We start from the raw sequence: 21363 nt of genomic DNA, 5'->3' as shown, positions 1-21363 counted from the left end.
TGTGACCATGTTGGCAGCCTTCTCCGTCGCTCCCGTCGCCGCAGACACCCCCGATGGTTCGCTCAGCGCGGCCGTGGCCGAAGCCGTCCGGGTGGTCCGTGATTCCAGGCTTCCGCACGAGACGACCTCGATGTTCACCACGATCGAAGGTGAGTGGGATGAGGTCTTCGACGTCATCCGCCGGGCCACCGAGGCTGTGGCCGCAGTGAGCCCTCGAGTCAGCCTCGTGGTCAAGGCCGACATCCGCCCCGGATTCACCGGGCAGCTCACCGAGAAGGTCACCCGCCTCGAAGAGCGCCTCAGCGGCGACTGAGCAGCTCGAGCTCGCGAGTCAGGTTGACCCGTGCCTGCGGCTCCCAGCGCTGCACGCCGGTGGCTGTGTGGAACAGCGATGGCGCGGCGAGCAGCCGCTGAAGCACCCGTGCCCGGCCGCGGCGGAAATCGTCCTCGGCTACGTGGTGGTAGTCCCGACGCACCGCCGCGACGTAGCGCGCATAGCCCCCCGGAGTCTGGGCGAGCACCTCGAGGTCGGCGTCGACCAGCACCGCTCCGTTGCGATCCCCGGTCGGCGGGTCGTGATGCGTGGTGAGCCGCACCAGCCGTGCCGTCTCTCCCACCACATGAGTGGGGAGCAGCGCCCCGAGCCTGCTCTCGGCCAGAGATGCCGAGGCTTCTTCATCTTCTTCTGCGACCCCGACGTAGACCGCGTCATGGAACCATGCGGCCAGGCTCACCACGGGACGCTGCTCCGGGGACAGCTCCCCGGCACGCTCCAGCGTGCTCACCCCACGCAGAACCGCGTTCAGGTGGGTCAGCGAATGGTAGTTCCGGTGCGGCTCTGACCAGCGGGTGAGCAGCTCCTCGCCCAGGGTCGTCCACGTGCCGTCGAGGGCTTCCCAGCGTGTGCCCAGCCGCAGCCAGGCACGCTGCAGATTCCGGCGCAGCTTCTCGGGCCGCTGCGCCGCAGGGATGCGCAGCCCACAGCCGAGCAGAATCCGGGTCAGCTCACCCCCCGAGACCGGCACTGCCCCCAGGGCGGTGAGCTCATCGAAGAGGTGGGCCGGGACATCGTAGTGATCCCGGTCGAAGGCGCGGATGCTGACTCCTGCGGCCGCTGCGATCTGGTGCAGCTCCTGCAGGGAGTGGTCCGAGATCAGGTGCGAGAACACGGTGTCGTGGGCCGGCCAGCTCGGCGGGTCGATGTAGATCGTCATCTCGGACCCTCCCTCTCTCGCGGCCCTGGCACCGGGTTCCATGCTGTGCAGATCACGAAACACCCTGCTCATCCATCTAGGGCAGTATAAAAAGGGTATCCGCGGAGCCAGTAAAGTGTCGTACACCACGGTAAAGTGACTGACTACACATCGCACCGTGTACTCAACCCGCTGGTTACTCCACGCACCTCTGACTACTCAACGCACCTTGAATCACTCGACTGAGGAGAAGACTCATGAAAATGCGTCGTACAACTATTGCAGTCACCGCTGCAGCCGCTCTAGCCCTGTCCGCCTGCGGCGGAGATGACAACGGTGGGGACGAAGACGTCCAGACCGGGGACGAGGACAGTTACACCAATGAGCTGACCTTCGGCACCGGCGGCGTCGCCGGCACCTACTTCCCGCTGGGAGACGAGCTGGCCTCGATCTTCGAAGACAACATCGAAGACGTCTCGGTCACCGCGATCGAGACCGGCGGCTCCGCAGACAACCTGGGCGGCATCTTCCAGGAAGAGATGCAGCTCGGCCTGACCCAGAACGACACGGCGGAGATGGGCGTCAACGGTGAGATCGATGACCTCGACGGCATGGCGCTGGACAACTTCGGCTGGATCGCCAACCTCTACCCCGAGGCCGCGCACATCATCGTCCGCGAAGACTCCGGCATCGAGTCCATCGAGGATCTCGAGGGACAGACCATCGCCGTGGGCGACGTCGGCTCCGGCACCCGCGCGATCTCCGACGCGATCCTCGCCGCGCACGGCATCGAGGAGGGTGACTACACCGCAGAGATCGCCGACTTCGGCACCTCCACGGAGATGCTCGCTGACGGCCAGATCGACGCGTCGATCTTCGTGGTCGGCGTCCCGGTGGCAGGTCTGACCCAGCTGGCCGCCTCCACCGATGTCGCGCTGCTGGGCCTCGAGGACGACATGACCGAGTCCATCTCGGGTGAGTCCGGCGCCGAGTCCTACGACATCTCCGCCGACGCCTATGACTTCCTCGACGAGGACGTCACCACGGTCTCGGTGTTCGCGGCCCTGGTCGCCTCCACCACCCAGGTCAGCGAGGACCTCGGCTACGAGATCACCGCCGCCACTCTGGAGAACGCCGGAGACGTCACGCTCGAGATCGGTGAGAACATCAGCGAAGAGAACGCCCTGACCGGGATCGGCGATATCCCGCTGCACCCCGGCGCAGAGCGTTACTTCGAAGAGCAGGGCATTGACCTGCCGTGACACGCAGCACTGCTGAGAATCGCTCCCCGGCTTCTGCTGATCTGCAGGAGCCGGGGGTCGGTGGTGAGGAGCGCGCAGCCGAGATTCTTCGGAAGCACGACACCTCGAGCCGCTTCCGGACGGATCTGGGCTGGTGGACATGGATCGTGGGCGGGCTCTCCGTAGCCTTCACGCTGTACCACCTCTACTACGCGCTTGAGCGGCCCTTCACCGGCTGGATCCACGGCGCGCTGCACCTCGCGGGCGCCACCTCCCTGATCTTCCTGCTCTACCCGGCGAGCAAGAAGCTGCTCAACACGAAGCCCAGCGGGGTCCTCTGGAAAGACCTGCTGCTCGGCCGTGGCAGGGGAGTGCCCTGGTATGACGCGCTGCTCGCCGCCGCAGGCATGGCGGTCAACCTCTACATCGTCTTCCGCTATGAGTACCTGGTCGGCAACGCCGTTCAGATCCTCGGCTTCAGCGCGCTGGACTACACCGTGGCAGTGGCGGGCACCCTGCTGGTCCTGGAAGCCACGCGTCGCTGCGTGGGACTGCCCATCGTGATCATCGCCGCCGCCGCCATCGCCTACGCGATCTTCGGCAACATGAGCCCGATCTTCCCGCACCGCGGACGCTCCTGGGACGCCTTCGCCACGGAGACCTTCCTCTCCACGCGATCGATCTTCGGCACTCCGCTGCAGGTCTCGGCGAACTTCATCTTCCTCTTCCTGCTCTTCGCGGTGGTCCTGCTCCGGACCAACATCGGCCAGTTCTTCAACGACCTGGCCTTCCGCGCGGCAGGCAAGTACACCGGCGGCCCGGCCAAGGCCGCCGTCGCCGCCTCGGGCCTGCAGGGCATGGTCTCCGGATCCTCGGTGGCCAACACCGTGGCCTCGGGCTCCTTCACGATCCCGATCATGAAGAAGGCCGGGTTCAAGCCACACTTCGCGGCCGCCACCGAGGCCACGGCCTCCACCGGTGGTCAGCTGATGCCCCCGATCATGGGTGCCGCGGCGTTCATCATGGCGCAGAACGTGCCCAACCTGGAGTACAACGAGCTGATCGTCATCGCGATCATCCCGGCGCTGCTCTACTTCCTGGGCGCCTTCCTCTCGGTGCACTTCGAGGCGAAGCGCCGGGAGATCAAAGGTCTGCCGGTCGAGGAGCTGCCCAGCATCCGGTCGCTGGTCACCCGCGCCGACCTGCTGCTGCCGCTGGTCGTGATCATCAGCACGCTCATCGCCGGCCTGACCCCCACCCGGGCGGCACTGCTGGGCATCGCGACCGCGATCGTCCTGAGCTTCTTCCGCTCCTCCACCCGGCTCAACGTGCGCGGATTCGTGGAACTGTTCATCGCCGCTGCGCGGACCGCTCTGCCGGTGATCGCCGCCTGTGCCACAGCAGGCATCGTGGCCGGCACCGTGACCGCCACGGGCCTGGGCGGCCAGCTCGGCCGCGGGCTGGTGTCGCTGGCCGGCGGCAGCTTCCTGCTGGTGCTCTTCTTCGTGATGATCGCCTGCATCATCCTCGGCATGGGCCTGCCGACCACCGCGAACTATGTGGTCACCGCCTCGGTGGCGGCGCCGATCTTGTACAACAACTTCGACGTCCCGCTGATCGCGGCGCACATGTTCGTGTTCTTCTTCGGCATCCTCGCGGACATCACGCCACCGGTCTGTCTCGCGGCCTACGCCGGTGCGGGCATCGCCGGGGCCAATCCGATGGCTGCTGGTGTGGCGGCGGTGAAGATCGCGCTGGCCGGATTCCTGATCCCGTATGTCTTCATCCTTCAGCCGGCGCTGCTGCTGCAAGGCACCTGGGACGAGCTTGCGGTCTCCCTGCTCACCGTGATCGTGGGGCTGATCGCGCTATCCTCGGGCCTTGCCGGATATCTCTTCCTGCGCGCCTCGGTCATCGAACGGACGTTGCTGATCGTCGGTGGTCTGCTGCTGATCTACCCGGATCTGACGTTCTCGGTCGGCGGAATGGTGGCTCTGGCACTTGCTGTGGCGCTGCAGTTCATCCGCCGCGGCCGCGGGGATGGGTCTGCCGAGGAGGCCACGTCCGAGGAGGACGGCCCCCACGTGACCGCCCGCGGCGGCGGCTCGGTGGAGAACCCAGCACCCGGGATGGCCTGAGCCGACCCGCCCGGGCTCAAGACGCTGGAACCCGAAGCACCGTGGATGAATGAACACTGAGGGCCCGACCGGAATCCGGTCGGGCCCTCAGTGTTCGGACATGGCGGGGGCCTGGCGCGTACCCCCGCGGGGCTACTCTCCGCCGAGGCTGAAGCTGGCCTCGAGCTCCTGGTCCGAGTATGTGCGGAACGCGACCATCGTCTCGGTGTCATGGACCGTGGCCACCTTGGAGATCTTCGCCGGGACCAGATCGCTGAGATCCTCCAGGTTCGGAGTCTTCACCATGGCCACCAGGTCCCACTTGCCGGTGACCGAATAGACGGCCTGGACCTCTTCGATATTGGCGATGTCCTGCGCGGACTCGGGGATGCGGTGGGGGTCGGTCTTCATCATCACGAATGCGGTGACCATGTTATCGCTGCCTCTCAGCCGGGGAGACTCTTTGAGCACCGCTGGGATGTCAGGATGCTGGTGTCAGAGTACTGCCGTCAGATTATCGCGCTGCGGGGTGGGTTCAGGCCTGGAAGCGCTGCTGTCTGGTCGCGTGCGCGGCGATGACGTCGGTGCGCACGCCGGCGCCCAGCCCCGGGGTGGTCGGGACCTGCACCACGCCCTGCTCGGCGGTGACCGGTGGATCGATGATGTCTTCCGCGTAGTACTTGCCCGAGGCGGAGACGTCGGAGGGCAGCGTGAACCCGGGCAGCGAGGAGAGCGCCACATTGGCGAGCCGGCCCACCCCGAACTCGTGCATCCCGCCGCACCAGACCGGCCAGCCCGCGGCGGAGGCGATGGCGTGGGCGTCGCGCGCCGCGCTGAGCCCTCCCATGCGGGAGACCTTGATGTTGAGCACATTCCCGGCCTTCAGGGCCAGCGCGGTCCGCAGGTCATCGAGGGTCTCCACCGACTCGTCCAGGCAGACCGGGGTCTCCAGCGCCGCCGTCAGACGGGCGTGGTCCAAGAAGTTCTTCGGCGCGAAGGGCTGCTCGATCATGGTCAGCCGGAAGGGATCCAGGGCGCGCAGCACCTCAAAGGCCTCCTCGCCGCCCGGTTCGGCAGACCCCGGGTAGGCGCCGTTGGCGTCGACATGGACATCGAGGTCCGGGAAGGCCGCACGCACCGCGCGCACGGGATCGACATCCCAACCCGGTGCGATCTTCAGCTTCACCCGGGGATAGCCCGATTCCACGTGGCGGGTCACCTCGGTGAGCAGCGCGTCGATGCTGGGCTCGATGCCCAAGGAGACGCCGGCGATGACGGAGTCGCGTTCCCCGCCGAGAGCCTGTGCCAGCGGCACCGACCGGGCCGCGGTCCACAGGGTCCATGCGGCCATCTCGATCCCGGCCTTGGCGAAATAGTTTCCGCGCACCTTCGCGTAGAGTCCCGCGACCTCGTCTGGGTGCTCCCAGTCTGCGCCGAGCACGGCGGGGATCAGATGTTCGACCGCGGTCTGCCACGCCGTCGTCGTCGTCTCCGGGGCGTAGAAGGGGCCGGCGGGGGAGGCGATCTCGCCCCAGCCGACGGTGCCGTCCTCGGCGATCATCTCCACCAGCAGGTGGCGCAGCGAGGATTTCCGGTGTGAGCTGGTCTCGAAGGCGTGCCGCAGGGGCAGCTCGACGTCGTGGAGCACGATCTCTGTGGCGCGCATCAGATATACAGTCCCATCTCTTGGATCAGTGATTCTCTCTCGGTCAGCCGACGGCGGCTTCCCTTGGCACTTGCGGTGGTCAGCGCGGTGAGCAGGTGGATCACCGCGGCGATGCCGGTGGCGGAGTCGGTGACCGAGGCGGAGCCGGTGGGCACGATCACGACCTCGCTGGCCGGCGCGACCAGCGGGGAATCGACCGAGTCCGTCACCGCGACCACAGTGCCGCCGCGCTGGGCGAAGGCATGGACCAGGTCGGCGGTCTCCCGGCGGTAGCGGCGCATCGAGAACGCGACCAGGACGTCGGTGCCGCGCACATCGGTGAGCACATCGATGCTGCGAGTGCTCTGGCCGTCGATGAGCGAGACCTGCGAGACCCCATGGGAGAGGTCCAGGTCCAGCAGGTGCGCGAAGGCCGCAGACCTGCCGTGGCCCACGATGAAGCGACGGCGCGCCCCGGCGATGAGCGCCGCGGCCCGGGCCACCGAGTCCTCGGTCTCGAAGCTGGCGAAGACCCGCTCCAGGTTCTCGCGCTCCTTGCGGATCAGTCGCGCCTGCAGGGTCTTGGCCGAGGCCCGCGGGGACATGCTGGCTCCGAAGCGCGCGGCTGGATTGTCCGGACCGCGCTGATCATCGGACCCCGCGTCCTCTGCTCCGCCACTCGCATGCTGGTCTGTGAACTCTTCGGTGACCATGCTGTTCATCCGGTTCATGCCGGTCGGGTGAAGCTGTAGACAGCCAGGTCCTCGTCCATGCGGCGGCAGGACACCGCGACGAACCCCTGGTCGAAGATCTCCTGGAAGCGCGATCGGAGCAGCTCGATGACTGCCGGATCGGTGGGCTGCTGGGCGGGGACGGCGAGCGCGGTGGATTCGCCGCCGGCCCGGATCTCCCCGGGGGTGGTGAGCGGGTGTGCCGCGAGCTCTGCCTCAAACCTGCTGTCGGTCGCCACCCGGTGTCCCTCGTGCGACTCATCGAGTCGCCATTCCACCGTGATGCGATCGGTGCCGGGCCCGGCGAGCGCGTCGCGGGTGAACCAGCGGCCCTGCGCGCCGAGCACGTCGAGGTTGAAGTGGGCGTTGCGGCTGATCATTGGGTTGTAGGTCCAGCGCATGCGGCTTGATCCCTGCCGGTGGGCGACGGCGGCCTGGACGTTCTTCAGCGCGCGGCCGACGCCCTGGCCCTGAAGGTCCTGGGAGACCACTGCGGCCTGGGAGAAGTGGTAGATGTGCGGATCATCCTGATCGGTCTCCACCGCGGTCCAGCCGAAGGCCATGCCGCGCAAGGCACCGGCGGCGTCGAGCGCACCGATGACTGTGCCGCCATAGGTGAGCAGGTTCTTCAACAGGCGGGCGTTGATCCCCTGGTCCTCCCCGCTGTAGGAGAAGACCTCGCGGTAGAGCCGGCATGCGGCCTCCAGCTCGGCGACCTCGGTGAGACCCCGCACTATGACCCCATCATCCAGGCTGATCGTCTCCGGCATGGCGGGGGAAGCGGGTGCGGCTGCATCCTGATTTGTCATGCGGTCCTCTCGAAGCCTGGTATATGTTCTTACGTTGCGTATCATAGCCCCATGGACAACTCTTCTCCCACTGCCCTGCTTGACCTGGCAGGGAATCGCTATGACCGCACCCTCGAGCTTCTGGAACGGATGGTAGTGACCGAGTCGCCCACCGGAGACGCCGAGGGGGTCACCTCAGTGGCTGATCAGGTGCGCGTGCTCTTCACCGAGCACGATGCCGAGGTCGCCGTCCACGAGGGGGAGTGGGGGACGCACCTGGTGATGGACGTCCCGGGAGCCGGCGAGCGCAGTGAGGCCGCTCCGGTGCTCTTCATCGGACATTCCGACACGGTCTGGCCCACCGGCACGCTGGAGAAGATGCCGTTCCGCATCGAAGCAGGCATCGCCCACGGGCCCGGGATCTTCGACATGAAGTCCGGGCTGCTGATCATGCACCAGGGGCTCAGCGTCAGCACAGAGCTGGGCCTCAGCCGGCCGCCGGTGCGGGTGATCGTGGTCGGTGACGAGGAGATCGGGTCCCCGAGCTCGCGGGAGCTGCTGCTGGCCAGCGCCGAGGGAGTCAGCGCCGTGCTGGGCTTCGAGTCCCCCCACCCCGGCGGAGCGCTGAAGGTCGGTCGGCTCGGCAGCACCAGGCTCCGGCTTCAGGTCACCGGGCGCGCCTCGCACGCGGCGTTGGACCCCGAGGGCGGAGTCAACGCCATCGAGGAGCTGGTGGATCAGATCCTCGCCCTGCGCGAGATCATCGGATCGGCCCAGGACGCCGCTCCGGGAGATGTGCTGTGCAATGTCGGGACCATCGCCGGCGGCGGCAAGACCAATGTGGTGCCTGCGGCGGCATCGGTGGAGGTGGGACTGCGGTTCCGCACCCCCGAGGTGGAGAACCAGGTGCTGGCGTCCATCAGTGATCTCGTCCCGGTCCGTCGGGACGCCCAGCTGCAGGTGCAGACCCTGTCCCAGCGCCCCGCCTGGCAGGCCGACGCGGCCGATGAGGAGCTGCTCGCCGCGGTGGAGGCCGCCGCTGCGGACGCTGGACTTCCCACCGTCGGCGGTCGGCCCGCGGCAGGAGCAGGAGACACCAACTTCCTCGGCTCGCTGGGCCTGCCGACCCTCGACGGTCTGGGTCCCGATGGCGCCGGTGCCCACGCCGATCATGAACAGGTCCGGCTGGAATCGATCCCAGAGCGGATCGCTCTGCTGGCGGCGCTGCTCGCCCGTCTCTGAGCCAGACCGGCCCCCGGTGGGCGGCAGCCTCTGCTCGCGCGGTCCTCGCGCGGATCTCGGTCCAGCCTGCCGATCACGGGGGAGGCCCGGCGCGCGCAGCCCCGCGACTGAGCAGTCCGGAGAGATCCACACCGCCGGCGTCCAGCAGCCGCTCCGGCAGGATCGGCACAACGGTGCTCACCAGCACCTCGGTGCGGTATTCGCCGGTCACGGTGCAGCTGGTGAGCTCCACTGCATTGCGGGCGGCCACCGCCTCCGCCACGGTGCACGGGCTCCCGGCGCTCAGGCCGCGGGCCGCATCGGCTCCCGCGAGCGCCGCCAGATCCGCTCCCCGGGCAGCCTGCGCGGAGGACGCCGCGACCATGCTCAGGGTCTGCGCCGCGGCGAGCAGGATGAGCAGCACCATGATCAGCCCCAGAGCCAGGACGGTGCCCGAACCGCGCTCTTCCGAGAGCGACACCCGGGGCCTCATGGCAGGTTCTCCACCCGGGCCGTGGCGCGGGCATCCTGGGTCATCCCGACCTCGACCCACCCGAGCACCCGGACCGGGCGGACCAGCGCCACGGTGACGTAGTCCTGATCGTGGCTGAGCTGGAAGGACACCTCCTCACCGGCGACCCGCCGGGCGGCCGCCTCCGCCGCGGCGGGGTCCTCCCCGCGGGCCAGCTCCCGAGCCGCGGCCCGAGCTCCCGTCTCCAGAGTGACCTGGGCGGCGCCATGGAGACCGAGGGCGAGCACCAGCAGCAGCACGAGCACCACCCCGGGCAGCGCCACCGCGAATTCCGCGCTGATCGAGCCGCGCTCAGAACGAGAGCGCACGTTCCACGACGCCGCTCAGCAGTCCTCGTGCCGTGCCGGAGCTCAGCACCGCCACCAGCAGCCCCGCGAACCCGACCGCGGCGAGCATGACGATGCCGTATTCGGCCGTCGCGAGCCCTTCCTCTTCCTGGTGGAGCCGTCGCCCCCAGCCCCTGGGCTCCTGCGGACCGGTGCGCTCCTGCGTCGTCTCCCTGACCATGCCTTCCATGACAGTGCCTTCCATGACGGTCGCCCGGAGCTCGGGACCCCCGAGCCTCAGCGAACCGAGCCTCGGGGAAGTGAGATTCTCGGCCTCGTGGACCAGACGACTGGTGAGCCCTGCTGATTGCAGGTGCTCACCAGTCTCGGGTGCGTCATCGCCGATTCCGCAGGAGCGTTCGCTGCTGTGGAGAGGATGGATCCAGGGCCCCGAGATCGCCGGTGCTGGGGCAAACCTCGAGCAAATCACCGGCGTGTCCTGAGCCGCCCGAGCACAGGGGAGTCCCGACCTGCTCAGCTGCGCGGGAGCAGGCCCTCGCGCCCACCGGAGACCCAGCGCGGATCGAAGCTGCGATCTCCATGAACCTGCCCGGCCAGCCTGTCCAGCTCCTCCACGGCCTCACCGGGAAGTGAGACATCCACACCGGACTGCAGCTCATCCCAGTGCGCCGCCGTCCTGGTCCCGGGGATCGGGGAGATCTGTACCCCCAGGGTGTCCGCCTGTTGGTAGAGCCAGGCCAGGGCAAGCCCGGCTGTGGGGATCCCGAGCCTGGACGCAACATCACGCACCCGCGCGACGAGAACGGCGTTGCGCGAGATGTTCTCTGCGCTGAACCACGGGAAGTTCTGCCGGATGTCATCGGCGGGGAGAGACTGTGGATCGAGGGCATCAGTGAGCATGCCTCGGCCCACCGGGGAGTACGGCACGAAGCCGATCCCCAGCCGCGCACAGGTCGGCAGCACATGGGCTTCCACATCCCGTGCGAAGATGCTCCATTCGCTCTGAACCGCCGTGATCGGGTGCACCGCATGGCCGCGAGCGATCTCTTCCCCGGTGGCCTCGGAAAGGCCGATGGTGCGCACCTTGCCGGCGGAGACGAGCTCGCCCAAGGCTCCGACGCTCTCTTCGATCGGCGTGCCGGGGTCCACCCGGTGCAGGTAATAGAGGTCCACGTGATCTGTCCCCAGCCGGCGCAGGCTCAGGTCGACCTGCTCCCGGATATGCGCCGCGTCCCCTCGGGCGCGGCGCTTCCCGACCCCAGCACCCTTCTCGATGCCGACCTTGGTCGCCAGGACGAACTCCTCGCGGCGGTGCTTCAGAAACGTCCCCAACACCCGTTCACTCTCACCGTCGCCGTAGATGTTCGCGGTGTCCAGGAAGGTGACCTCGCGCTGGGCCACGTGGTCCAGCAGCTCGAGCGAGCCCGCCTCGGTGATGGCCCCATAGGCCCCGGCCAGCGACATCGCGCCGTAGCCCAGCGCTGACGCCTCGAGACGATGTTCGCCGGTTCCCAGGGTGATGGAGCGCAGGGTCATGGGTGGATCCTTCCGAAGATGATGGCCAGAGACAGATCAAGCGTTGTCGAGCGTGCGTGGGTTCTCGTCCGCCGAGCGGATTGAACCGGGAGCGGAACCCTCTGGGCGGGCAGCGAGGATCGCGCGCAGCAGGTCCAGTGCCGGCTGCTTCGCCAGCGGGTTGTTCCTGTTGCCGCATTTGGGGGACTGCACGCAGGAGGGACAACCAGTGGCGCAGCCGCAGCCGGCGATGGTCTCGGCGGTGGCGCCGATCCAATCGGCGGCCAGCTCGAAGCCGCGCCGCGCGAACCCGGCTCCGCCGGGGTGCCCGTCGTAGACGAAGATCGTGGGCAGCTCGGTGTCGCGGTGCAGCGCGGTGGAGACGCCGCCGATGTCCCAGCGGTCACCAGAGGTCAGCAGCGGCAGCAGCCCGATCATCGCGTGCTCGGCGGCATGCAGCGCCCCGGGCACATGCTCCGGGATCACGCCCGCCTCTGCGAGCTCGGTCTCCGGGGCGGTGATCCACATCGCCTGGGTGCGCAGCGAGGAGGGCGGAAGGTCCAGCGGCTCGTCCGAGAGCACCTCGGAGGAGCCCAGCGCCTTGCGCTGGAAGCCCACCACGGTGCTGGTCACCTCGACCATCCCGGAGTGCAGCCGGTAACGGCCCCAGTCCATGGACTCCTCGATCTGCACCACCTCGATTGAGGTGGTCTCCCGGGCCTGGGTGTAATACGGCGGGCTCGCTGGAAACACCAGCACCGCGCTGTTCTCCCGATCCAGCTCTTCGACGATGTAGCTGCGCCCCTGGTGCACATAGACCGCCCCCGGGTGGGCCTGCGGCTGCGCCTGGGCGGAGCCCATGTCACCGACGACGGTGCCGTCCTGCGCGTTCACGATCGTGTAGGGCCCGCCGCCGTCGGAGCGCAGCTTGACCCAGGCCGCGGCGGAGACGTCGTCGTGGGCGAAGAACCAGCCCCGCGGCCGGCGTCTCAGGTGCCCCTGCTCGGTGAGCGACCCGATCAGCCAGGCCTCGAACAGCTCCAGGTCAGGATGGGTCAGCGGCAGCTCCTGGGCGGCGGCGAGGATGTGCGGCGCGGCCACATGCGGGTTGGAAGGATCGGTCACCGCATCCTCGACAGCGGTGTCGAAGATCGCCTCGGGGTGGTCCAGCAGATAAGAGTCCAGCGGATCGTCGCCGGCGATGAAGAACGCGGCACCGCGCTGGCCCGAGCGTCCAGCCCGGCCCAGCTGCTGGAAGAACGAGGCTCGGGTGCCGGGCCAGCCGGCGATGATCACCGCGTCCAGTCCGGAGATGTCGATTCCCAGCTCCAGCGCAGGGGTGGAGGCGACGCCCAGCAGCCGCCCTTCGCGCAGCGCGTCCTCGAGCTCGCGGCGTTCCTCCTTGAGGTAGCCGGACCGGTAGGCTGCCACCCGTCCGCGCAGGTCACGGTCCACCTCGGCGAGCGAATCGGCGGCGATCTGCGCGATGGTCTCGGCCCCGCGCCGGGACTTGATGAAGGCCAGCGTCCGGTGCCCGGCGACCACCAGGTCGGTGAGGACGTCTGCGGCCTCCACGGTGAGGCTGCGTTTCAGCGGTGCCGCGTTGTCTCCGGTCAGCGCGGAGTTCGAGGCCGCCCAGAGGTAGACGTCCACGGCCCCGTGGGGTGAGCCGTCCTCGGTGATGGCTCGGACCGCGGTGTCGGGGTGCCCGATCAGCCGGGAGAACGACGTGGCGGGGTCACCGCTCGTCGCGGAGGCCCCGGTGAAGACCGGGTAGGCCCCGTAGTGGGCGCAGATCCGCCGCAGCCGGCGCAGCAGCAGCGCGATATGTGAGCCGAAGATCCCGCGGCAGCTGTGCGCCTCATCGATGATCACATAGCGCAGCCGGGCGAAGAACCTGGCCCAGGCCCGATGGTTGGGCAGGATCCCGACGTTGAGCATGTCGGGATTGGTCAGCACCACATTGGCGTGCTGGCGGACCCAGCGGCGCTCAGCAGGGTCGGTGTCCCCGTCGTATGAGGCCGGGCGGATGCCGCCCTGGGTGCCGGCGGGCCCGGTGGCCTCGGCCAGCTGGCCCAGCGCATCCAGCTGATCGGCGGCCAGCGCCTTGGTGGGGGAGAGGTAGAGCATGGTCGTGCCCACGCTGGGCGGAGGGCCCAGGCTCCCGGAAGCACCGCCGTGGCCTGCCGATGGCAGCGCCCCGCGCGGGCCTCCGCAGATCTCCGCCAGTCCGGGCAGCTGGGTGCCCAGGGACTTCCCCGATGCGGTGCCGGTGGCCAGGATCGTGTGGCGCCCGGCGTGCAGGGCCTCGGCGGCGAGCACCTGGTGGGTGTAGAGCCCGGAGACCCCCAGCTGCCGGTAGCCCGCGCGCAGCTCAGCGGGCACCCACTCAGGCCAGGCGGCGGTCTGCGCCTGCCGAGCCGGCAGCGTGCGGACGTGGCGCAGCGGACCGGCGTCGCCGATCTCAGCCGGCAGACCCGCACGGCGCAGCAGCTCAAAGGATTCCTGATCGGGCATCACCCTCAGGCTACGTCAGCATCCTGCTCTCACCCCCGCTGCGCTGGCAGCACTGAACAGCGCTTGATGCGCCGGTGCTGCTCAGGCGCGATCCCCCAGGGACCGGATGTGGTCGGGCAGCCGATCATGGGACCCGTACATGAAATGGTTCTCCATGCGCTCGGAGTACCTACTGGCCTCGGTGCTGCGCCCCACGGCCTCGGCCGTCTCGCGGATGTGCATCGGCGAGGCGCCGCAGCAGACCCCCAGGTAGTTGACCCCCAGGTCGTAGGCCTGCTTCGCGAACGCGCCGATCTCATAGCGATTGGTGTACAGCGGATCCAGCGCGGTGGGGAAGGTCCGTCCATGCGGGGACGGCACGCTGGCGCGCACATCAGTGAGGTTGAAGAAGGTGGGTTCGCTCTGCGTGGTGCGGTAGGGCACGGGCAGCCCGGCCACGTGGCAGGAGACTGCCTCCCGGATCTGGCGCAGCCACGGCATCATGGTGTCCGGGCCGCGGAAGCAGTTGAGCCCGACGACGTCGGCGCCCGCCTGCTCCAGGCGCTGACACGTCTCGACCACGCCGAGCCCGTCGGCCATCTCTTCGAAGGCCATCGGCGCGAGCGTGAGCACCACGGGAAGCCCTGAGGACCGGGCCACGTCCAGGGCCGCGAGCGCCTCCCCGGCATAGTAGAACGTCTCGCCGACGATGAGGTCTGCGCCCTCCTCCGCCGCCCAGCCCACCATCTCCTCGAACATGCCGCGCACCTCGTTCTGGCGCTGCACGTCCGCGGGGTCCCAGATGTTGGTGTTGGAGATGTTGCCGGCCACCAGGTCCCCGGGTCGGGCATCGGCGACCTCACGGGCGATGCGCAGGGCCGAGCGGTTCAACGGTTCGAGCAGGTCCTCCTTGCCGATGACCCGCATCTTCTCCCGGTGCCCGTTATAGGTGAACGCCTCGACGATGTCCGAGCCGGCGCGCTGAAAGTCCCGGTGCAGCGCGCGCAGCGCATCAGGGTGCTCGAGCGCCACCTCGGGCACGAATTCTCCTGCGGTGAGGTAGCCGCGCCGCTCAAGTTCGAAGAGGAATCCTTCGGCGCAGATGACGGGGCCTGCATCGAGGCGGTCGGTCAACGGGTTGGCGGCCATGGGGTGCTCCTTCAGCGACGGTGCGGAGCTGCATCTTCCTTCAATAATTCATGAACAATTGAACTTAGTGCAGCCAATTCGCCGATCATACAACAGGTGCCGCGCGGAGCCTAGTCGTTGAGGTCGTCGAACTGGGAGTGGCTCGGGCGCAGCCGTCCACCCGAGGTGGCGCCGTAGACGTGGACGTCGCCGAGCAGGGTCCAGCCCAGGTACTCGTAGAGCTCACGGCCATCACCGGTGGCCACGAGCAGGCCCTCTTCGACGTCATGCTCATGGGCGATGGCGATCAGTGCGCGGGTCACATAGGTGCCCAGGCCCTGGCGGCGATAGTCGTCGTTGGTATAGATCCGGTCGAGGATCGCGTAATGGCCCACGGTGGCGACCCGGCCGCGGGCGGCGACCTTGTCCCCGTCGCGCACGGTGAAGAGCGTCCAGCCGTCATGGTCTTCGCGAGTGGTGGTGTACCCCTCCGGGGTGATCGGATCCTCGACGTCCTGGGTGTCCATGTCCACCACCATGAGCCTCTCCTCATCGCTGATGAGCTGGAGGCCTTCGATCGGACTCTGGGTCAGCGACTCGGCGCCGGGCTCGGCGATCACGGTCAGCAGCCGGGCGGAATCCTTGGAGACGGCGGAGGCGATCTTGCGCAGGTCGGTGTCCTGAGGGGAATAGAGCACGTACTCCCACTCGTCTGAATCTCCGGAGCGCAGAGCGGAATGAACATTGCCTTCATGGTGGACGTCATAGTCGTGAGTTCGCGCCCATCCGGTTACCCAGTGGCGGACAAGGTCATCGCTCAGCTCAGAAGTCATAGTCCGACCATACAAAGAAAAAGCAGCGCACCGTGAGAGGGCAGGACAACGAGTTCATAAAGATGTTGTTCAGAACTACCCTTGAGAGGTGAGCATGTCCCGGATCGTCCTCTATTACGCCTTCACCCCCCTCTCGGATCCCGAGGCGGTGAGGCTCTGGCAGCACACCCTCTGTCGGGAACTCGGAGTCAAGGGCCGGATCCTGATCTCCCCGCAGGGGATCAACGGCACCGTCGGCGGTGAGGTCAAGGCGGTCAAGCAGTACGTGAAGCAGACCCGGGCGTACGCCCCGTTCCGTGAGATGGCCTTCAAATGGTCTGACGGCGGGGCGGAGGACTTCCCCCGACTCTCGGTCAAGGTCCGCCCCGAGCTGGTGGCCTTCGGCGTGCCCGAGGAGATCGAGGTCGATGAGCACGGCGTCGTCGGCGGGGGTGAGCATCTGCAGCCGCAGCAGGTCCATGAGCTCGTCGAGGCGAAGCAGGCGCAAGGCGTGGAGGTCGCCTTCTTCGACGGCCGCAACGCCATGGAGGCGCAGATCGGAAAGTTCAAGAACGCTGTGGTCCCGGAGACCGAGACCACCCGGGACTTCATCGCAGAGCTGGACTCCGGCAGATACGACCACCTCAAGGACCAGCCGGTGGTGACCTACTGCACCGGCGGGATCCGCTGCGAGGTCCTCTCGGCGCTGATGCGCCGGCGCGGCTTCGAAGAGGTCTACCAGATCGACGGCGGGATCGTCCGCTACGGAGAGACCTTCGGTGATCAGGGACTCTGGGAGGGCGAGCTCTACGTCTTCGACTCCCGGATGAACACCCGCTTCTCCTCCGAGGCCAAGACCATCGGTGAATGCAGCCGCTGCGCCAGCCCGACCAGCTCCTTCTATAACTGTATGGACCGCGGATGCTCCACGCTGCAGCTCTACTGCGATGACCACCGCGACATACCGGAGACCACCCGCTGCGAGAACTGTCAGGCGCGGCTGGAGCAGGACCCCTCCGATCCCAATGCCGGTCCCCTGCAGAAGGTGCGTCGCTGATGAGCCATCTCGAGCAGCAGCATGTCATCCTGCCGGCCCCGGTCGCTGACTCCGAGCTGCTGGCCGCCCTGCGCACGGACCTGGTCTCCGCGCAGTTCACCAACGAACGTGTCACGCAGCTGCTGGGCCCCGTCGCGCTCGCCGCGCTGGAACGCGATCAGCCCGTGCCCGCAGCGCTGCGGGTCTCGGAGCTGCTGGCCGCCGAACCCGCGCCGGACCCCTGCGCCGTGCTCACCGGGCTCTGGCTGCTCGGGCTCGAGACCACCGCCGCGCAGCTGCATGCCGCCCTGCCTCAGGTCGGCGTCGACGGTCTGCGCCGCCTGAACCTGGTGCACCGAGCAGACCCCGTGGCACCGGGGCCCCCGGAGCCCGGGGAAGGGCACGACGCCGCGCTCTACCGTCCCAGCGTGGACCTGCGGCCCTACCAGGCCGAGCAGGCTCGGGGCCTGGCCGACCTCTGGGTGGCCAGCGACCTTCCCGCCGCACAGGTGCAGGGTCCGCTGCACCCCGAGCATGTGCTCGGGATCGGCGGCGCGAGTCTGACCCTGGCGGCGAGCATCCACCGCACTCCGGTCAAGCGCGCCCTGGAGATCGGCACCGGCTGCGGAATCCAGCTTCTGCACCTGTTGGACCACGCCGAGCATGTCGTGGCCACCGATCTCAGTCAACGGGCACTGGACTTCACCGAGTTCAACCTGGCTCTCAACGCCCCCGCGCTGCGGCTGGACCCCAGAGACCTCGGTGCTCGGGTGGAGCTGGTGCAGGGCAGCCTGCTGGAACCGGTGGCCGGGCGGACATTCGACCTGATCATCTCCAATCCGCCCTTCGTCATCACCCCGCGTCCGCAGGATGAGCAGATCGACGGGCGCTATACCTACCGAGACGGCGGCCGGGCCGGGGATCTGCTCATGGCGGAGCTGATCGCCTCGCTGCCCCCGCACCTCGCCGAGTCCGGGACCGCGCAGCTGCTGGGCAACTGGGAGATCCAGGACCACGCCGCCTGGGACGCCCGACCGCGCCTGTGGTGCGAGACGTTCGGCGCGGAGGTCGATGCCTGGTTCATCCAGCGCGACCGGCAGGAAAGCTCCGCATACGCCGAGACCTGGCTGCGCGACGCCTCCACCCAGCGGGAGCCGGAGAACTACCGCCGCCGCTACGCCGAATACCTGGATGATTTCGACTCCCGCGCGGTGCTCGCGGTGGGATTCGGGATGATCTTCATCCGACGCCGCCCGGCAGATGCGGGCGCGATCACGCCCTGGCGGCGATTCGAGGAGCTCACCGGCGCGGTGGAGCAGCCGCTGGGACCGGTGATCGGGGCCACCGCGGCCCGGGCAGAAGCCGTCGCCCGGGACCCGCAGGCGGTGCTCGATGCGGTCCTCGCCGTCGCCGCAGATGTCACCGAAGAACGCCATCAGCGCTTCGGCGCCGTCCACCCGGAGGTGATCCTCGCACGTCAGGGCGCTGGGCTGCGCCGCAGCCGGGCCGTCTCCAGCGCCGCGGCGGGCCTGCTGGGAGCCGCCGACGGGGAGTATCAGGCCGCCGCGCTCGTCACCGCCGTCGCCGCTCTGATGGCGGATGAGTCCACCGATCAAGGCCAGCTTCAACAGGAGCTGCGCAGCGAAATCCTCGACCTCTACGTCGAGGGCTACCTCAGGGAGTCTTGATTCCACCGGCCTCGACGTGTTCTGCTCGCTGATATATTGAGCACTCGACGGCCAGCCCACTGCTGAGCGCCCGAGACTGCACCGCAAGAATTCCCTCAAGGAGATCAGTGCCCGAAGGCAAGAAACTCGTCATCGTCGAGTCCCCGGCGAAGTCCAAGTCCATCGCCAAGTACCTTGGCGATGATTTCATCGTGGACGCTTCCGCCGGGCATATCCGTGACCTGCCACAGCCCTCAGAGCTGCCCACTGATATGAAGAAGGGCCCCTTCAGTCGGTTCGCGGTGAACCCCGACGACGGCTTCGCGCCCTACTACGTGATCTCCGACTCCAAGAAGAAGAAGGTCACAGAGCTCAAGCGGGCCCTGAAAGACGCCTCGGAGCTCTATCTCGCCACTGACGCCGACCGCGAAGGCGAAGCCATCGCCTGGCACCTGCTGCAGGTGCTCAAGCCCAAGGTCCCGGTCTACCGGATGACCTTCACCGAGATCACCAATGAGGGCATCACTCGAGCCCTGCAGAACGTGCGTCAGATCGATGACGACCTCGTCGACGCGCAGGAGACCCGGCGCATCCTGGACCGGCTCTACGGCTACGAGATCTCCCCGGTGCTCTGGCGCAAGGTCGGCAAGGGCCTCTCCGCAGGACGCGTCCAGTCAGTGGCCACCCGACTGGTGGTCGAGCGTGAGCGTGAACGCATGGCCTTCATCCCGGCCGGTTACTGGGACCTCTCCGGGAGCTTCGCCACCGCCGCCGGTGAGGAGTTCACCGCCAAGCTCAACGCCGTCGACGGGGCCCGCGTGGCCACCGGCGCGGACTTCAACGACCGCGGCGAGCTGAAGTCCACCCGTTCCAAGACAGAGGTCAGCGTCCTGGACCGCGAAGCGGCCGAGGCCCTGGCCGAGGGTCTGACCAAGGCGGAGTTCACCGTGGATTCGGTGGAGGACAAGCCGTACTCGCGCCGTCCCCAGCCTCCCTTCATCACCTCGACGCTGCAGCAGGAAGCCTCCCGCAGGCTGCGCTTCTCCTCCCGGGCGACCATGCAGGTGGCGCAGCGGCTGTATGAGAACGGCTACATCACCTATATGCGTACCGACTCGGTGACGCTCTCCAACGAGGCGATCACCGCGGCGCGTCGGCAGATCACCGAGCTCTACGGGGCCGACCATGTGCCCGCCAGCCCGCGCCTGTACTCCAAGAAGAGCGAGACCGCGCAGGAGGCCCACGAGGCGATCCGGCCTTCCGGCGACCACTTCCGCACCCCCGGCCAGGTGGCCAAGGAGCTCTCCAAGGATGAGTTCAAGCTCTACGAGCTGATCTGGAAGCGCACCGTCGCCTCCCAGATGGAGGACGCCAAAGGCTTCACCGCCTCCGTGCGGCTCAGCGCCTCCGTCTCCGACGGACCCAAGGCCGGCACCACCGCCACCTTCGGCGCCTCCGGCACCGTCATCACCTTCCCCGGCTTCCTGGCCGCCTACGAGGAGATCCGCGAGAGCACCTCGGAGGACGACGAGGCCAAGGCCGGCAAGGCCGATAAGCGACTGCCGAAGATCGAGACCGGCGAGAGCCTGATCGGCCGCGACGTCCAGGCCAAGGGCCATGAGACGACCCCGCCGGCCCGCTACACCGAGGCCACGATCGTCGCGGAGCTGGAGAAGCGCGAGATCGGTCGCCCCTCCACCTACGCGCCGACCATCTCGACCATCATGGACCGCGGCTACGTCACCAAGCGCGGCTCCGCGCTGATCCCCTCCTGGACCGCTTTCAGCGTGATCCGGCTGCTGGAGGAGCACTTCGGCAAATACGTGAACTACGACTTCACCGCCCGCATGGAAGAGGACCTGGACCAGATCGCGCGCGGCGAGCTCCAGCGCGAGGCCTGGCTGCAGGGCTTCTACTTCGGCGCCGAGGACGGCGTCGACGGGCTCAAGCACGTGGTGGAGAACCTCGGCGAGATCGACGCCCGGGCGATCAACTCCATCGAGATCGCCCCCGGCGTGAACCTGCGGGTGGGGCGCTACGGCCCCTATCTGGAGCGGCCGAACCCCGACGGCGTCGTCAACGCCGAGGGTGAGCTGGAGCCCCAGCGCGCCAACCTGCCCCAGGACCTGGCTCCGGACGAGCTCACCGTCGCCAAGGCCGAGGAGCTCTTCGAACAGGCCCAGTATTCAGGCCGGGTGCTCGGCACCGACCCCGAGACCGGTCGCGAGATCGTCGCCAAGGACGGTCGCTACGGCCCCTACGTCACCGAGCTCATCGAAGAGATGACCGAGGCGCAGCTCGAAGAGCATATGAAGTCGCTGCCGACCGAGTACTACAAGAACGGCAAGCCCAAGCCGAAGAAGAAGCCGGCCAAGGAGAAGCCCCGCACCGGCTCGCTGCTCTCCGACATGACCCTGGAGACGGTGACGCTGGAGCAGGCGCTGCGGCTGCTCTCGCTGCCGCGCGTGGTCGGCGCCGATGCAGACGGCGAAGAGATCACCGCCCAGAACGGCCGCTTCGGCCCGTATCTGAAGAAGGGCTCGGACTCCCGCTCGCTGGAGACCGAGGAGCAGATGTTCACCATCACCCTGGACGAGGCGAAGGCGATCTACGCCCAGCCCAAGCAGCGTGGACGCCGGGCAGCGGTTCCCCCGCTGGCCGAGTTCGGCGCCGATCCCACCTCGGAGAAGCAGGTGGTGGTCAAGGACGGCCGCTTCGGCCCCTACGTCACCGATGGTGAGACCAATGTGACAGTGCCCCGCAGCGTCTCGCTGGAGACGCTGACCAAGGAGCACGCATACTCGCTGCTGGCGGAGAAGCGCGCCGCCGGACCGAAGAAGCCCGGTGCGCCCAAGCGGGCCGCCAAGAGCACGGCGAAGAAGGCTCCGGCCAAGAAGCCCGCCGCGAAGAAGGCTCCAGCCAAGAAGACCACCGCGAAGACCGGATCCTAGTCA

Annotated in this window: 19 protein-coding genes; 7 read left to right on the top strand and 12 right to left on the bottom strand. The window is 68.0% G+C overall.

From position 1 onward, the window contains the following. The first annotated feature begins 7 nt into the window (after positions 1-7). The gene (locus tag LSI54_RS11805; protein WP_241478447.1) at positions 8-313 is read left to right on the top strand and encodes a thiamine-binding protein; all 306 of its coding nucleotides are present in this window, start codon (positions 8-10) and stop codon (positions 311-313) included. On the opposite strand, the gene LSI54_RS11800 is transcribed toward LSI54_RS11805, so the two are convergent. Further along, positions 300-1214 carry a DUF4031 domain-containing protein gene (locus LSI54_RS11800; RefSeq protein ID WP_241478446.1) on the bottom strand — a complete coding sequence of 305 codons (915 nt, stop codon included), beginning with the start codon at positions 1212-1214 and terminating at the stop codon, positions 300-302. The genes LSI54_RS11805 and LSI54_RS11800 overlap by 14 nt on opposite strands. A 236-nt stretch (positions 1215-1450) precedes the next feature. Here LSI54_RS11800 and LSI54_RS11795 point away from each other — a divergent pair, with 236 nt between their 5' ends. Both LSI54_RS11795 and LSI54_RS11790 read left to right on the top strand, forming a co-directional pair. Then, positions 1451-2455 (top strand): TAXI family TRAP transporter solute-binding subunit, encoded by a 1005-nt coding sequence (locus LSI54_RS11795; RefSeq protein WP_241465985.1) that lies wholly within the window; start codon positions 1451-1453, stop codon positions 2453-2455. Then, positions 2452-4572, top strand: coding sequence for a TRAP transporter permease (locus tag LSI54_RS11790; protein WP_241471161.1), 2121 nt, complete (start codon positions 2452-2454; stop codon positions 4570-4572). Before LSI54_RS11795 ends, LSI54_RS11790 begins: the two co-directional genes overlap by 4 nt. A 132-nt stretch (positions 4573-4704) precedes the next feature. Here the strand turns inward: LSI54_RS11790 and LSI54_RS11785 are convergent, their stop codons facing one another. From LSI54_RS11785 to LSI54_RS11770, 4 genes are all read right to left on the bottom strand, one after another. Then, entirely contained in the window at positions 4705-4983 is a 279-nt protein-coding gene (locus tag LSI54_RS11785) for an Lrp/AsnC family transcriptional regulator (protein ID WP_036476260.1), read from the bottom strand. 103 nt (positions 4984-5086) lie between these two features. Continuing rightward, complete coding sequence (gene menC, locus LSI54_RS11780) at positions 5087-6217, bottom strand: o-succinylbenzoate synthase (protein WP_241476685.1); 1131 nt, start codon at positions 6215-6217, stop codon at positions 5087-5089. After that, the gene (locus LSI54_RS11775; RefSeq protein ID WP_241465990.1) at positions 6217-6909 is read right to left on the bottom strand and encodes a MurR/RpiR family transcriptional regulator; all 693 of its coding nucleotides are present in this window, start codon (positions 6907-6909) and stop codon (positions 6217-6219) included. The genes menC and LSI54_RS11775 overlap by 1 nt, the downstream gene beginning before the upstream one ends. 14 nt (positions 6910-6923) lie before the next feature. Next, complete coding sequence (locus tag LSI54_RS11770; RefSeq protein WP_241465992.1) at positions 6924-7736, bottom strand: hypothetical protein; 813 nt, start codon at positions 7734-7736, stop codon at positions 6924-6926. A 51-nt stretch (positions 7737-7787) separates the two neighbouring features. On the opposite strand from LSI54_RS11770, the gene LSI54_RS11765 reads away from it, so the two are divergent. Next, on the top strand, positions 7788-8957 hold the full coding sequence (locus LSI54_RS11765) for a M20/M25/M40 family metallo-hydrolase (protein WP_241465994.1): 1170 nt from the start codon (positions 7788-7790) through the stop codon (positions 8955-8957). 73 nt (positions 8958-9030) lie between these two features. Here LSI54_RS11765 and LSI54_RS11760 read toward each other — a convergent pair whose 3' ends face one another. The 7 genes from LSI54_RS11760 to LSI54_RS11730 form a co-directional block, all read right to left on the bottom strand. Further along, entirely contained in the window at positions 9031-9429 is a 399-nt protein-coding gene (locus tag LSI54_RS11760) for an Rv3654c family TadE-like protein (protein WP_241478445.1), read from the bottom strand. Then, entirely contained in the window at positions 9426-9776 is a 351-nt protein-coding gene (locus LSI54_RS11755; RefSeq protein ID WP_241476688.1) for a TadE family type IV pilus minor pilin, read from the bottom strand. The genes LSI54_RS11760 and LSI54_RS11755 overlap by 4 nt, the downstream gene beginning before the upstream one ends. Beyond that, positions 9760-9999 carry a DUF4244 domain-containing protein gene (locus LSI54_RS11750; RefSeq protein WP_241476689.1) on the bottom strand — a complete coding sequence of 80 codons (240 nt, stop codon included), beginning with the start codon at positions 9997-9999 and terminating at the stop codon, positions 9760-9762. The genes LSI54_RS11755 and LSI54_RS11750 overlap by 17 nt, the downstream gene beginning before the upstream one ends. 269 nt (positions 10000-10268) lie before the next feature. Further along, positions 10269-11291, bottom strand: coding sequence for an aldo/keto reductase (locus LSI54_RS11745; protein WP_241478444.1), 1023 nt, complete (start codon positions 11289-11291; stop codon positions 10269-10271). A 36-nt stretch (positions 11292-11327) separates the two neighbouring features. After that, on the bottom strand, positions 11328-13787 hold the full coding sequence (locus LSI54_RS11740; protein ID WP_241478443.1) for a DEAD/DEAH box helicase: 2460 nt from the start codon (positions 13785-13787) through the stop codon (positions 11328-11330). Between the two features lie 81 nt (positions 13788-13868). Next, positions 13869-14915 (bottom strand): homocysteine S-methyltransferase family protein, encoded by a 1047-nt coding sequence (locus LSI54_RS11735; RefSeq protein WP_241478442.1) that lies wholly within the window; start codon positions 14913-14915, stop codon positions 13869-13871. Between the two features lie 110 nt (positions 14916-15025). Next, complete coding sequence (locus LSI54_RS11730; protein WP_241466013.1) at positions 15026-15727, bottom strand: GNAT family N-acetyltransferase; 702 nt, start codon at positions 15725-15727, stop codon at positions 15026-15028. An 88-nt stretch (positions 15728-15815) separates the two neighbouring features. Here LSI54_RS11730 and trhO point away from each other — a divergent pair, with 88 nt between their 5' ends. The 3 genes from trhO to topA all read left to right on the top strand — a co-directional run bounded on the left by trhO (position 15816) and on the right by topA (position 21360). Then, entirely contained in the window at positions 15816-16763 is a 948-nt protein-coding gene (gene trhO, locus LSI54_RS11725; protein ID WP_241466015.1) for an oxygen-dependent tRNA uridine(34) hydroxylase TrhO, read from the top strand. Next, entirely contained in the window at positions 16763-18430 is a 1668-nt protein-coding gene (locus LSI54_RS11720; RefSeq protein ID WP_241478441.1) for a DUF7059 domain-containing protein, read from the top strand. The genes trhO and LSI54_RS11720 overlap by 1 nt, the downstream gene beginning before the upstream one ends. 107 nt (positions 18431-18537) lie before the next feature. Next, on the top strand, positions 18538-21360 hold the full coding sequence (gene topA, locus LSI54_RS11715; protein ID WP_241478440.1) for a type I DNA topoisomerase: 2823 nt from the start codon (positions 18538-18540) through the stop codon (positions 21358-21360). Positions 21361-21363 lie beyond the last annotated feature (3 nt).

The sequence above is a fragment of the Nesterenkonia sp. AY15 genome (genome assembly GCF_022565855.1).
Taxonomy (GTDB): domain Bacteria; phylum Actinomycetota; class Actinomycetes; order Actinomycetales; family Micrococcaceae; genus Nesterenkonia.
Note: the sequence above shows the minus strand (reverse complement) of the source record. Positions and strands in the feature narration are given on the sequence as shown.